The sequence below is a fragment of the Desmonostoc vinosum genome, from assembly GCF_059505385.1.
This window is the reverse complement of the sequence record NZ_JCACKM010000029.1, coordinates 21601-34753: the sequence shown is the minus strand read 5'-3', so window position 1 is coordinate 34753 and position 13153 is coordinate 21601. Positions and strand designations below refer to the sequence as shown.

At 40.6% G+C, this 13153-nt stretch carries 11 protein-coding genes; 7 read left to right on the top strand and 4 right to left on the bottom strand.

Annotated features, from left to right (window positions below; all coding sequences use genetic code 11):
* The first annotated feature begins 118 nt into the window (after positions 1-118).
* A complete protein-coding gene (locus AC5JMF_RS04145; RefSeq protein WP_495794455.1) occupies positions 119-313 on the top strand; it encodes a hypothetical protein in 195 nt (64 codons plus the stop codon).
* Positions 314-469: 156 nt separating this feature from the next.
* Here AC5JMF_RS04145 and trxB read toward each other — a convergent pair whose 3' ends face one another.
* Positions 470-1843, bottom strand: a complete 1374-nt coding sequence (gene trxB, locus AC5JMF_RS04140) for a thioredoxin-disulfide reductase (RefSeq protein ID WP_495794454.1) — start codon at positions 1841-1843, stop codon at positions 470-472.
* Between the two features lie 182 nt (positions 1844-2025).
* Complete coding sequence (locus AC5JMF_RS04135; RefSeq protein WP_495794453.1) at positions 2026-2226, bottom strand: hypothetical protein; 201 nt, start codon at positions 2224-2226, stop codon at positions 2026-2028.
* A gap of 489 nt (positions 2227-2715) precedes the next feature.
* Here AC5JMF_RS04135 and cysH point away from each other — a divergent pair, with 489 nt between their 5' ends.
* The 3 genes from cysH (at position 2716) to AC5JMF_RS04120 (ending at position 5382) form a co-directional block, all read left to right on the top strand.
* Positions 2716-3441, top strand: coding sequence for a phosphoadenosine phosphosulfate reductase (gene cysH / locus AC5JMF_RS04130; RefSeq protein ID WP_495794452.1), 726 nt, complete (start codon positions 2716-2718; stop codon positions 3439-3441).
* Positions 3442-3518: 77 nt separating this feature from the next.
* Complete coding sequence (gene sbcD / locus AC5JMF_RS04125) at positions 3519-4772, top strand: exonuclease subunit SbcD (protein ID WP_495794451.1); 1254 nt, start codon at positions 3519-3521, stop codon at positions 4770-4772.
* A 112-nt stretch (positions 4773-4884) separates the two neighbouring features.
* Positions 4885-5382: a hypothetical protein gene (locus tag AC5JMF_RS04120; protein ID WP_495794450.1), complete on the top strand. Its 498-nt coding sequence runs from the start codon at positions 4885-4887 to the stop codon at positions 5380-5382.
* Positions 5383-5431: 49 nt separating this feature from the next.
* On the opposite strand, the gene AC5JMF_RS04115 is transcribed toward AC5JMF_RS04120, so the two are convergent.
* Positions 5432-5866, bottom strand: a complete 435-nt coding sequence (locus AC5JMF_RS04115; RefSeq protein WP_495794449.1) for a hypothetical protein — start codon at positions 5864-5866, stop codon at positions 5432-5434.
* Positions 5867-6115: 249 nt separating this feature from the next.
* Here AC5JMF_RS04115 and fni point away from each other — a divergent pair, with 249 nt between their 5' ends.
* Positions 6116-7165 carry a type 2 isopentenyl-diphosphate Delta-isomerase gene (gene fni / locus AC5JMF_RS04110; RefSeq protein WP_495794476.1) on the top strand — a complete coding sequence of 350 codons (1050 nt, stop codon included), beginning with the start codon at positions 6116-6118 and terminating at the stop codon, positions 7163-7165.
* Between the two features lie 142 nt (positions 7166-7307).
* The gene (gene sppA, locus AC5JMF_RS04105) at positions 7308-9143 is read left to right on the top strand and encodes a signal peptide peptidase SppA (protein ID WP_495794448.1); all 1836 of its coding nucleotides are present in this window, start codon (positions 7308-7310) and stop codon (positions 9141-9143) included.
* Positions 9144-9690: 547 nt separating this feature from the next.
* Here sppA and AC5JMF_RS04100 read toward each other — a convergent pair.
* A complete protein-coding gene (locus AC5JMF_RS04100) occupies positions 9691-10929 on the bottom strand; it encodes a glycosyltransferase (protein WP_495794447.1) in 1239 nt (412 codons plus the stop codon).
* Between the two features lie 410 nt (positions 10930-11339).
* Here AC5JMF_RS04100 and AC5JMF_RS04095 point away from each other — a divergent pair, with 410 nt between their 5' ends.
* Positions 11340-12944 (top strand): glycosyltransferase family 39 protein, encoded by a 1605-nt coding sequence (locus tag AC5JMF_RS04095; RefSeq protein WP_495794446.1) that lies wholly within the window; start codon positions 11340-11342, stop codon positions 12942-12944.
* Positions 12945-13153 lie beyond the last annotated feature (209 nt).

Here is a 13153-nt window from a genome sequence, read left to right as displayed (position 1 = left end):
AAAGAGCTATACCGTGGATAACTGTATCTACCTGTTAGAGTTAACAGAGTCAGGCTAAATTAAGGGAGGAATTATAAACGCTTACAAGAAATACATCACTATCACAGATCCAAAACAAGTGATATTATCTGATTTACCTTTTCAGGCAGGACAGCGAGTTGAAATAATTATCTTAGCTGAGGAGCATCCCAAAGCGGAAATTAGTAAAAAGCTGAGAGATTTATTTGAGGAAACACAGTTGCTACCAGAAGTACAAGATATTACAGAAGCAGAAATTGCAGCAGAAATTGCAGCTTATCGACGTGGCGAATGAAAGTTGTTATTGACACGAATGTTTTAGTTTCTGCTATTTCTGTATCTTTATTTAACAGGTTAGTTTGTGATGTAGGGGAGTGAAGATTTGGGCTAGAGTTAAAACTTATTTTCTAGTATCCACTTTCTACTCCCCAAGACAGTAGCTCCTCACTTACTAAAGATTGCTTTCAATTAACTGACGATATTCACTCTTTTGCTTGACACCTTTAACTTCTTTCACCAGATCCTTGTCTTTAAATAACTGGATTGTCGGTGTTCCTGTCACACCGGCATTTTCAGCAATTTCTCGGTCTTTATCGATGTCAATTTCGACAAAGTGAATTTTACTGTCAAATTCATCCACTACTTTATTCAGAATTGGTTTGAGGGTATGGCAAGGGCCGCAACCAGGAGAAACGTATTTTACCAAGAGTAGGCGATCGCTTTCATGGAACAACTTCCGCAAAGCATAGCCACCTTCATGGCGTGTCGCATTCAAGTTAAATCCGGCTTCTTCCTCAGCTTCAGTTTTCTTCGCGGCTGGCTGATGTGCTAATTCATTGTCTACCGTTTCTGGCTGTTGGTGGAATTCCTGAATCAAACCACTCGATGACAACCAGCGTTCAGCCAACATCGCCGCCATACAACCGGTACCCGCCGCTGTAATTGCCTGACGAAATTCATGATCTTGCACGTCACCAGCAGCAAAAACGCCTTCTACACTAGTTTCTACAGAACCATGTTTGGTGATAACATAACCGACTTCATCGAGTTCCAGTTGTCCCTCAAATAAAGAAGTATTGGGAGTGTGACCAATGGCGTAGAATAAACCCTTAGCGTGCAGTTCGCTTTCTTCCCCGGTTTTGGTATTACGAATTTTCACCCCTTCCATGTGACCATTACCGAAAATATCTACAGCTTCACTATTCCAATGCACTTGGATTTTGGGGTTATTCAAAACCCTGTCTTGCATCGCTTTAGAAGCCCGCATCTTATCGGAGCGTACTAACATATTTACCTTAGAACCATACTTGGTGAGGTAAATTGATTCTTCCGCCGCTGAGTCACCAGCACCAATCACAGCCAATTCTGCACCGTGAAAAATCGGTGTTGCACCATCGCAAATTGCACAAGCTGAGATACCCCGACTCCAAAATTCACGCTCATTAGGTAAACCCAAACGCTTAGCTGTTGCACCAGTAGCTATGATCAAGCTATGGGCTTTGACTTCCCTTTCTTCCGAACGGACAGTAAAAGGACGCTGACTTAAATCAACTGAAACCACATCCTCTGTATATAACTCAGCTCCCCAACGCTCTGCTTGCGCCTTCATCTTGTCCATCAGTTCCGGCCCGGTAATACCTTGGGGAAACCCAGGAAAATTTTCGACTTCAGTCGTTGTCATCAGTTGCCCACCAGGCAACCCCCCGGCTTGGAAACCTTCAAATACAACAGGTTTTAAGTTAGCGCGTCCCGCATATATGGCAGCTGTATAACCTGCTGGCCCAGAACCAATAATTACTACGTTTTCTACAGTCGGGTTAGTCATGACAGTTATACGAACTCATAACGACTACGTTTAATATAGCATAACTGAGAGCGATCGCAAGTTATTGAATGTGGATGTGATCGTTACGTCAGTAGACTATGTTAAAGCACTATTCTGGCGCTATCTTTAATTTCTTTATGCCGTAACATACCTGATAAAAGTTTTGAGCGATCAAATTCACCTTATTCAGGCTTTTGTTGTAGATATTGTCTAATAGTTTCAAGATCTAGTTCTAAAAATTCTGCTATTTCTTGAATACTCATACCTCTATCAATACATTTTGAAACCAATTTTAATTTTACTTCTAGTTCTGTTTCCGGCTTTGTTTTTGCTAAGATGCTCTGGTACAATCGAGTTTTTGTAAATCCGTCTAAATCTAGCATGGCTTCAATGTTTTGTTAGTAGGAGCGATCGCTACAGGTAGACTTAGAATATTAACAAATGTAAAAACCCTGCTCATTTTTGAACAGGGTTTAGTGAACTTTTTGACTAAAGTTTTGTAACTTATTTCTTAAAACATATTCATGATTGTGATGATGCTAGCGCTGGTCAACATGATCAAAGCGCCCATAACTATGGATTTACCAAATTGATTTGCATTATTCATTTTATTAAAATCCTTTAATTTTGGGTATTTATTCAAAATAACAGGGACAGTATAAATATCCATACAAACACTGTAAAACTTAAAACACTGTAAATTTTCTTAGTAAAGACTATAGTATTTGCTTCATATACTGAGTGATGATTGTTGCTATGAGTTTAGCGATCGCCGAACCAGATACTACACCTGCTTTCCGAGCGGGATATGTGTCTTGATGGAGTAAAATTAACATTAGTCAAGGTTGAAATTATTTGCACAAAAAATTATCATGACAGTCTCCACAGCGTCTACAAACCAGACAACCACTTTTGACTTAGAGCGATTAAATCAACAGTTTGAAACTGCCACTCCCAAGGAAATCTTGGCATGGTCTATAGAAAATACCCCCAGTGGATTAGTTCAAACCAGCGCCTTTAACGTGGATGACATGGTAATTACCCACATTCTTTACAGTGAACTTCAGCACCCAGTTCCCGTAATCTTTCTCGATACCTTGTACCACTTCCGCGAAAGTCTAGAACTAGTAGCCAAAGCCAAAGATATCTACAACCTAGATTTGAAAACTTACAAAACTCCAGATGTCGATACCCGCGAAGCCTTTATCGCCAAATATGGCGAAGCACTGTGGGATAAAGATATTACCCAATTCCACCAAATTACCAAAATTGAACCTCTGCAACGAGGTTTAGACGAATTAAACACCATCGCTTGGATTACCGGTCGTCGGCGCGACCAAGCTGTCACCCGTGCTAATATGCCCATATTTGAATTAGATGGCAAAGGACGGCTAAAAGTAAATCCCATCGCCACTTGGACACGCCAAGACAGTTGGGTATACGTAGCCGAACATAAAGTAATTTACAATCCTTTACACGACCAAGGTTATCCCAGTATTGGTGACGAACCTATCACAACTAAAGTAGGTGAAGGCGAAGACGAACGCGCCGGACGCTGGCGGGGAAGCAATAAAACTGAATGTGGAATTCATATTTAGTCATATGTTCAGTAGTCGTTAGTCATTTGTCATTAGTATTTAGACAAAGGACAAATGACTAACCACAAAGGACAAATATGATCAAAATCCTTCACCTTTCCGACATCCACATGGGAAGTGGTTTTTCCCACGGACGAATTAATCCCGCGACAGGATTGAATACACGATTAGAAGATTTTGTCAAGACATTATCTTTGTGTATTGACCGAGCGTTAGCAGATGCTGTAGACCTAGTGATATTTGGCGGCGATGCTTTCCCGGATGCGACACCGCCGCCTTATGTCCAAGAAGCTTTTGCCAGCCAGTTTCGTCGGCTTGTGGATGCGAAGATTCCCACAGTGTTGTTGGTAGGAAACCACGACCAACATTCTCAAGGGTTGGGAGGAGCAAGTTTATGTATTTACCGCACTTTGGGAGTCCCGGGGTTTATTGTGGGAGATACATTAACCACCCACCACATTCCAACCCGCAATGGTAAAGTGCAGGTAATTACACTACCGTGGTTGACTCGTTCAACGCTGATGACGCGCCAAGAGACAGAGAGTATGTCTCTTGCAGACGTTAGCCAAATGTTAACGGAACGCTTGCAAGTTGTCCTAGAAGCAGAAATTCGTCGTCTTGACCCCGATATACCTACTGTACTTTTAGCTCATTTGATGGCTGACAATGCTACTTTAGGAGCAGAACGTCTTTTAGCAGTGGGAAAAGGCTTTACTCTACCTCTATCTTTGCTGACGCGGCCTTGTTTTGATTATGTAGCGCTAGGACACGTCCATCGTCATCAAAACCTGAATAAAGCTAATAACCCGCCGATAATTTATCCAGGGAGTATTGAGCGAGTAGATTTTAGCGAAGAAAAAGAAGACAAAGGTTATGTGATGATAGAATTGGAGCCTGGTAGCGCTCAGTGGGAATTTTGTTCTTTACCAGTCCGGTCTTTTCGTACAATTGAGGTGGATGTATCGAAAGCAGATGAACCACAAACTGCTTTAATGAAAGCGATCGCTAAACATGACATTGAAGATTCTGTAGTACGGCTAATCTACAAACTCCGTTCTGAACAGATGGATTTAATTGATAGTGCCTCTCTACATGCTGCTTTAAAATCAGCCCATACTTATACTATTCAAGCAGAATTACTGAGTCAATTAGCTCGACCCCGCATCCCCGAATTGAGTGCGAGTAACAGCATTGACCCAATGGAAGCATTGAAAACATATTTAAATAATCGAGAAGACCTTAAAGACATAGCAACATCAATGCTAGAAGCAGCACAAAAATTGTTAGCAGATGATGTAGAAATTTGGCTAGAAGGAGCAACTTCTGATTAACATCAATAAGTACAAAAAGATATCAATAGGTTTAAAGATGAAACTCAAGCTTTTAGCTATATTATTGTTACCTACAATAGTAACATTTAATGTATTTTCATCAACTGCTATAGTGCCGATAATCAAACCTGTAATTGCTGAAAATGTCAGTAAATTTAAAACCTTTAATCTCCCGAATGAGTTTTCAGTTTCATATCCGGCGAGATGGTTTATTCAACATACAACCAACCCTCCAAATACAACTCCTAGAGAATTAGTAATTATCACCAACTTAAAACCATCAAAAATCGGTAGTGGAGAATTGCCTCCAAATTTGATTAAAACTGATATTCAAATTAATCCTGAATCTCTAGAAACTAGCATTCAGAAAGTAATCCAGAGTAGAAACGACAATCAAGACGAAAAAATCACCAAATTTGGTAAAATATTTATTGGTGGTAAAGAGGCATTTAGAGCATGGATTTCCGGCATAGAAGGTAAATCAATATTAACTCTTGTCCGTCATGGAAACAAAGAGACTGTTAGTATTATCAGCTTTTATAGTGAGCAGAATCCTGCCGCCATACCGATCATTCAGCGCCTACATAATTCCTTTCGTAGCTATCGTTAACTTCTGATCTTTGGGTGTCTTTGTATTAAACATTAAAAAAGCTTATAATTTAATGCAAAATTTCCAATTTTGTAATTAAAGATTCTTTGCGAGTTTTGCCACAAGGTTCAGCACTTTGACAATCATTAACTGATGCGATTTCATAAAAAGCGCGTACTTTCTTGTTTAAAAAAGCGTCTTGTTTTTCACAGATTTCAAACGATGCACCTACATTATGTTCCCTTCCAGTTTCATCTACTAAAGTGACGTAGCACATAATGTCACCGTTTACCATCTCTTTAACTGTGCCAGTTTTTGGTTGTTTGGTAGCAATTTTCTGAGATGTACCAGATGTAAAACTGGGAGTTTTCTGTGTAGATTGATTCTTAGGTGATTGAGTTGTGTTTATTGAAGTTTTACTTAAGATATCCGTTTGTGAACTGCTACAACTTACAATTCCAACAGAGCAAATAATTACTACAATAGTTGAAATTAATTTTTTCATGAAACTAATTAAATATTTAGTTCAGGGTGAAAAAGGATAGAAGTCATTATCAATAATCATATACTCAACCTCAAAAGAACTGCTAAAGATTCAGTGTGGGGGCAGGGAGCAGGGTAGATAATCAATTCCCCATTACCCCTAATCCCCACTCCCTCCGGGAGCGAGGGCCCCGAGTTCCCCAATTCCGTGCCAAACAATGCCAGAGGCTGTAAAAATAGTGATGCCAACTGCTTTAATTCACACCTACCAGTGAACGTCCCTAACAACATCTCTGCACAAACCCAAACTCGTAAAGCCGATCATATTCGGATCTGCTTAGAAGAGGATGTTCGATTTCATCAAACAACTAATGGGCTAGAACACTATCGTTTTACTCATTGTTGCTTACCTGAATTAGACCGCAACGATATTGATATTAGTACGACTTTCTTAGGTAAACACCTAAATGCACCTTTGTTAATCTCTTCCATGACTGGCGGTACAGCACAAGCGGGAATGATTAACCAACGTCTAGCAGAAGCCGCGCAACACTACAAAATTGCTATGGGTGTTGGTTCTCAGCGAGTTGCGGTGGAAAAACCTCAAGTAGCTGATACCTTCGCTATCCGTAAGTACGCTCCCGATGTGCTTCTATTTGCTAACTTGGGTGCTGTGCAACTTAACTATAAGTACGGCTTAGATGAATGTCTACGAATTATCGATATCCTAGAAGCTGATGCCTTAATTTTGCACCTCAACCCGTTGCAAGAGTGCATTCAACCGCGAGGTGATGTGAATTTTCGGGGATTACTTGACAAAATCGCCGTTTTATGCAGCAAATTACCAGTCCCGGTAATTGCTAAAGAAGTAGGTAATGGCATTTCCGCAGTAATGGCCCAGAAACTGATAGCCGCTGGAGTGAGGGCTATTGATGTCGCTGGTGCGGGTGGTACTTCGTGGGCAAAGGTAGAAAGCGAACGTGCAGAAAACTTCTTGCAACGCCGTTTGGGGAGGACGTTTACCGACTGGGGTTTACCCACGGCAGAGTGCATTACGAGTATTCGATCGCTAGCACCGGATGTGCCTTTAATTGCTTCGGGAGGGTTGCGTCATGGTTTGGATGCAGCAATGGCGATCGCTTTAGGTGCAGATATCGCTGGTTTCGCTATGCCTTTTCTGCAAGCAGCAGCGGTATCAGAAACAGCAGTGTCTGAACTAACTGAGGTATTAATTGCTGAAATTACTACAGTATTATTTTGTACTGGTAACGCAACCTTGTCTCAGTTCAAGCATTCTGGCAGTTTACAACGCATACAATAGTTAAGTAGACCCTAGTCATTTGTCCTTTGTCCTCTGTTACAAAGTCTGAGCGGAGGAAACATTCGCTCAGACTTTGCGCTTCGTCCTTTGTAAATGACCAATGACTAATGACTAATGACCAATGACCAATGACTCTTAACTTATGCGTAACTTTCTTAAACAAACTTTTGCTAGCTTAATTGGCAGCTTACTAGGACTGATTATTTTCTCCAGTGTGGGAACCTTTGGACTGTTATTACTGATCATAGCTGCCAGTTCTTCTAAAAATGTTGGGCCAGAAGTGAAAGACAAGTCAATGCTGGTTTTTGACTTATCAATGAAAATTACCGATGGCGAACCCAGTGCCAATGAAGTGTTTCAAAGCACATTCTCAGGTGCAGATGAGCAGAGAATGACACTCCGCAAAGTTATAGAAACTCTGGAAAAGGCACAGCGCGATCCGCGAATTGTGGGGATTTACTTAGATGCATCGCACACCACAGCAAGCAGCAATATTGGCTATGCCTCCCTCAAAGAAATTCGTCAAGCACTGGAAAAATGTCGTGCTGCTGGCAAAAAGATTATTGCTTATGGTGGCAACTGGGGTGAACGTGAATATTACCTGAGTTCAATGGCGGATACCATTGTACTTAACCCGTTGGGTCTAGTGGAAGTTAACGGTATGAGTTCACAACCAATATTCTTGGCAGGTGCATTGCAGAAATACGGTATTGGTGTACAAATTGTCAGAGTAGGGAAATTTAAAGGAGCTGTTGAAACCTTAACCCTCACAAAGCTAAGCCCAGAAAACCGCGAACAAACTCAAAAATTATTGGATGATATGTGGGGAGATTGGCGAACTACTGTAAGCACAAGTCGGAAAATTGATGCTCAAAAATTGCAGGCGATCGCCGATACTCAAGGAGTACTAGAAGCACCAAATGCTCAAACTACTGGTTTGGTGGATCAAGTCGCATATGTCGATCAAGTAGTGACTAACCTCAAGCAATTTACAGCTACTGGTAAGAACGAAAAAACATTCCGACAAATTAACCTCAGTGAATATGCACAAGTTCCTGGCAAATCCTTGGGTGTAGAACGTGAATCCAAAAATCAAATTGCTGTGGTTTACGCTGAAGGTGAAATTGTCGATGGTAGAGGCGAAGATGGCGAAGTCGGCGGCGATCGCTTTGCCAAAATCTTCAATAAAATCCGACAAGATAATGATATTAAGTCTGTTGTCTTAAGAATTAACAGTCCTGGTGGTAGCGTTACCGCATCTGAAACCATCCAGCGAGAAATCAAATTAACTCGTCAAGTCAAACCAGTTGTGGTATCCATGGGTGATGTCGCCGCCTCTGGTGGATACTGGATAGCCACCGACTCCAATCGAATTTTTGCCCAAGCAAATACAATTACAGGTTCAATTGGCGTGTTTGGTGTGCTGGTGAATGGACAAAAGCTGGCGAATGATAACGGTATCACTTGGGATTCGGTGAAAACCGCTGAATTTGCCGATCTGCAAACAGCTTCTCGCCCAAAATCGACCCAAGAGATAGCACTTTATCAGCGCAGTGTCAACCGTGTTTACAATCTGTTTCTGAATAAAGTTTCTCAAGGTCGGAAACTGCCAGAACAAAAAGTTGCCGAGATTGCCCAAGGAAGGATTTGGTCTGGTGTTGCAGCTAAGCAACTGGGGTTAGTAGATGAAATTGGCGGTTTAGATACAGCGATCGCTTATGCTGCTAAACAGGCAAATTTGGGAGAAGACTGGAAAATAAAAGAGTATCCACGAACCAGCACCTTTGGAGAACGCTTTTTCGGTCGGGCTACCGAAGAGGTGGAAAATGCATTAGGAATAGAAAAAGAACTCAAGTCACCCAATAACCCCCTCGTGGCTGAGTTTCAAAAAATGCAACAAGAAATAGCAACTTTGCAAAAGATGAACGACCCCCAAGGAGTTTACGCCCGTTTGCCCTTCAACTTCAAAATTGAATAGCGATCACCCACCAAAACCGTAAACGCTGACTCGGCTTGCCGATAGACATCGCTTACAATTAAAGCTATACCAGTCGAAGCATAGTTTAGGACATCAACTGAACATAAAACCCAAACACAAAGGGACTTTCAAATCTGTTCCCTGTTTCCTACTATACTCCTACCCTCACAAAAATTCATGCAAATCGTTCTCCCTACACCAAAGCTATTTAACAAGTTCCGTGGGTTTAAGTCCCCCGGTTCTACAGGGCGGCCGCATCATGTCAATAAGACTAGTCTATTCTCAATAAACTTCAAAATAATGTCATCAGTCCCTGCTTATTGACAAAGATTTTAGCGTAGACGCTCTGCGGCTTGCCATAGGCATCGCTTTAAATCTTGGAAAGTAAATCAAACGAGAAATCCTGATTTTTTCGTTGGTTCTTAATTTTGGTCATAATCGGCAGTACTTTAGATGCGTTTGCCCTGCCCGGTTCTATAACCGCCAAGTTTTGTGTTGGGGTCAAATCCCTATTACAAAACTTAAATTACGAATTACGAATTACGAATTATTTAACATCGGTGACTCGCCAGCTGAGTTTTAAATTCAGCCAAAAATTCCAGATTGTGGCAATTGCGATCGCTATTAGCTTAGCGAAATACTCGTTCATCCCCAAAGCATTACAAAGAAGATTCACCACCAGAGTTTGTAAAATTACCCCCGCCAAACAAATCGCGTTGAACTTCAAGAAGCGCTTGAGACGTTGGTGGGGTTCTTGTTGCCGTTTGGAAATATCCCCAAAAGTCCACAAATCATTCCACAGAAAATTATTGACGATCGCCACTTCCGCAGAAAAAATTGTACTGCGAGTTAAACCCAAGTGAATCACGGTACGTAGCAGGCGAAACACAGTCAAATCGACAAACACACCACTAAAACCCACCAACCCAAAGCGGATAAACCTACCAATGGGGAAGCGTGTACGATTACTAAACTTTCCCAGCAATCCTGTAGACAGCCGCAGCCGTAATAAGTGGTGGATGTATTCTACATACTGTTTCCATGTCACTTTACTTTCACCTTCCTGGCGTTCACAGAATACATAACCAACTTCCGCAATTTCGCCTATTCTCCCCCGCCCAATTAATTCTAGGAGGATTTTGTATCCTACTGGGTGAAGTATTGTACCTGCGATCGCGCTCCGACGCACCATAAAATAACCACTCATCGGATCGGAAACTCTACCAACTACCCCAGGCAAGATAATCAATCCCAACACTTGAGCGCCACGTGACAAAAAACGCCTGACAATACTCCAACTGCTAACTCCGCCTCCATCAACATGACGGCTGGCGACTGCTAAATCTGCTCCTCTTTCAATGGCGGTAAACAGTTGTGTCAATACCTCTGGTGGGTGCTGCAAATCCCCATCAATTACCCCTAATACACTTCCCCTTGCTACCTGCCACCCGCGAATCACTGCTGAGGACAATCCCCTCTCCTGCTGGCGTCGCATCACCCGCAATTGCGGGTATTTTCCGATCAAAGATTGTGCGACTTCCCAAGTACGGTCTGGGCTATCATCGTCAACCACAATCAATTCATAATCTCTGGGGATCGATTCATCTAGCAGTTGACTCAATGTTTTGACAACATTCTTAATATTGTCACGCTCTTTATAAGTGGGAATCACCAGAGAAAGAAGGATGGTTTTACTACCCACACTCACGCTAGTAGGGGGCAATTCAGGAATTTTTAACTGACCAGTTGGAACTGTTAACAGTGAGTTGGGTGAGTTGACATTCATACAGTAAATTGCGAATAGCAGCAGAGAAAGTGCAAAAGTTAATGTTTAATTGAATAGTATATACCTTGATGTATCGTGTATTTTTATACTTTGGCTTGGTTGTTTTGTGTTTACGAAGATTGTGTCACAGTGGAAATTTATCAATATTTAGTCACTGTTTAGCATTAGTTGTGTGAACTTTAAACTGGATTTTTTATGTAATAGTAATCCCGTTTAGTTCAAATTTTTTATTAAATGCTTTTTGACGGTATCCATATTAAAATAGCATACAATAAATGAATTTTGTATTAACAGAATTTAAATTTTATTTATAGCGATCGCTAATTGATTATTGCAGTTTGGCAAGTTGAATATGTAATTTCAAGGTATATTTTATAACAAAATAAAAACCACATTGTTAGGGTTTATCTATGATAGATAGAAAATCAAAAAATGCCGAAAGTTTTATTCCAACTTGGCTGCAATTTTTAATAATTGTTTTATTAACACTAGGAATATTCTTCCGGTTTGTGAATCTTGATCGAAAAGTTTACTGGCATGATGAATCTCATACCTCATTACGGATTTCTGGTTACACTAAAAGGGAATTTGTACAACAAATTTTCCATGGTCGCATAGTTTCTGTGGAATCTATACAAAAATACCAGCGTCCCAATTCGGAAAAAACTGTCATTAATACAATCAATTCTTTGGCAGTGGAAGAACCACAACACCCTCCACTTTATTACGTATTAGTAAGATTCTGGACGCAAGTTTTTGGCAATTCAGTAGCAGCGACAAGAAGCTTATCAGCGATTATTGGTTTACTAGCCTTTGTTGGCATTTATTGGTTGTGTATAGAGTTATTTCAGTCATCCATAACAGCATGGATGAGCGTCATATTTTTGACAGTTTCACCCTTTCATGTGCTGTATGCTCAAGAAGCAAGACAGTTTAGTTTGTGGACATTAATAATTTTGCTCAGTAGCGCTGTACTGCTACGAGCAATACGACTGCAAAGTAAGCGATTGTGGGGAATTTATGCAGTTACAGTAGTGTTGGGATTATATACGTTTTTATTTTCTGGATTGCTAGCGATCGCTCACGGTATTTATGTATTTATCATTGAACGCTTGCGATTCACCAAAACAGTTAAATATTATTTAGTTGCAACCAGCACAGGCATTCTTGCTTTTGTACCTTGGATTTTAATTATTATTAATCATTCATCTGAAATTGATCGGACAACAGCCAGCGCCCAAACAAGACAATCGATATCAGCTTTAGTTTCAGGTTGGATGGTTAATCTTAGTTGTTTATTTGGTGATTTTTGGCGCTATGAACCATATTATCCTGAGTTAAGTTTACCGATTTTGCGCTGGGGTAGATTCTTAATTCCATTAATATTAATTTTAGTCGTATATTCCTTTATATTTATTTATCGCCATACAAGACAAAGAGTTTGGTTATTTGTTTTCCTATTAAGTGGACTACCTGCTTTAGCTCTCATATTACCTGATTTAATTATTGGAGGTAAGCTGAGTTTACGAGCTAGATATGTGATTCCATGTTATTTAGGTGTTCAAATAGCTATTGCTTATTTGTTATCAGTGCAAATTATTTTACCGAAATTACTAATGCGGAAATTTTGGCAATTGGTAATGGTAGGAATAATTTCCACAGGAATTTTATCTTGTGCAATTAGTTTTCAAGCTCAGACATGGTGGACTAAAGGTGGTCATGCCAGTTATCAAATAGCCCACATTATTAACCAGGCTATCAAACCAGTATTAGTTAGTAGTCCTTATTCATTAAATATTGGAGATTTAATGTCTCTTAGCCATCTGCTAAATCCTCAAGTGCAGATGCAATTGGTAATTGAACCAGCCATACCAAATATTCCTGACAGTTTCAGTGATGTATTTTTATTTAATCCTTCTAAGCAATTTAAGTCTGATTTGGAGGGCAAATACAAGCTAACTGCTGTTGATCAAAATAGGAGGTTATGGCGGCTAGAAACTAAGAGTGTGCCCTGAGTGGAGTTTTTATTTCGCGCAAAGGCAAGGCAGTGCGTTGACTGATATCTTGCACCAGTCCCAAAAACCGCCATAGGTTAGAAACCTATGGCTAATAGCAAAAGTCCTCTCAAGAGGACTAAATCTCACAAAAAGCAGAGATTTTAGTCCACTTAAGTGGACTTGACCTAATAAGAGCGAGAATTTATTCTCTGGCGGGAGATTGGGCA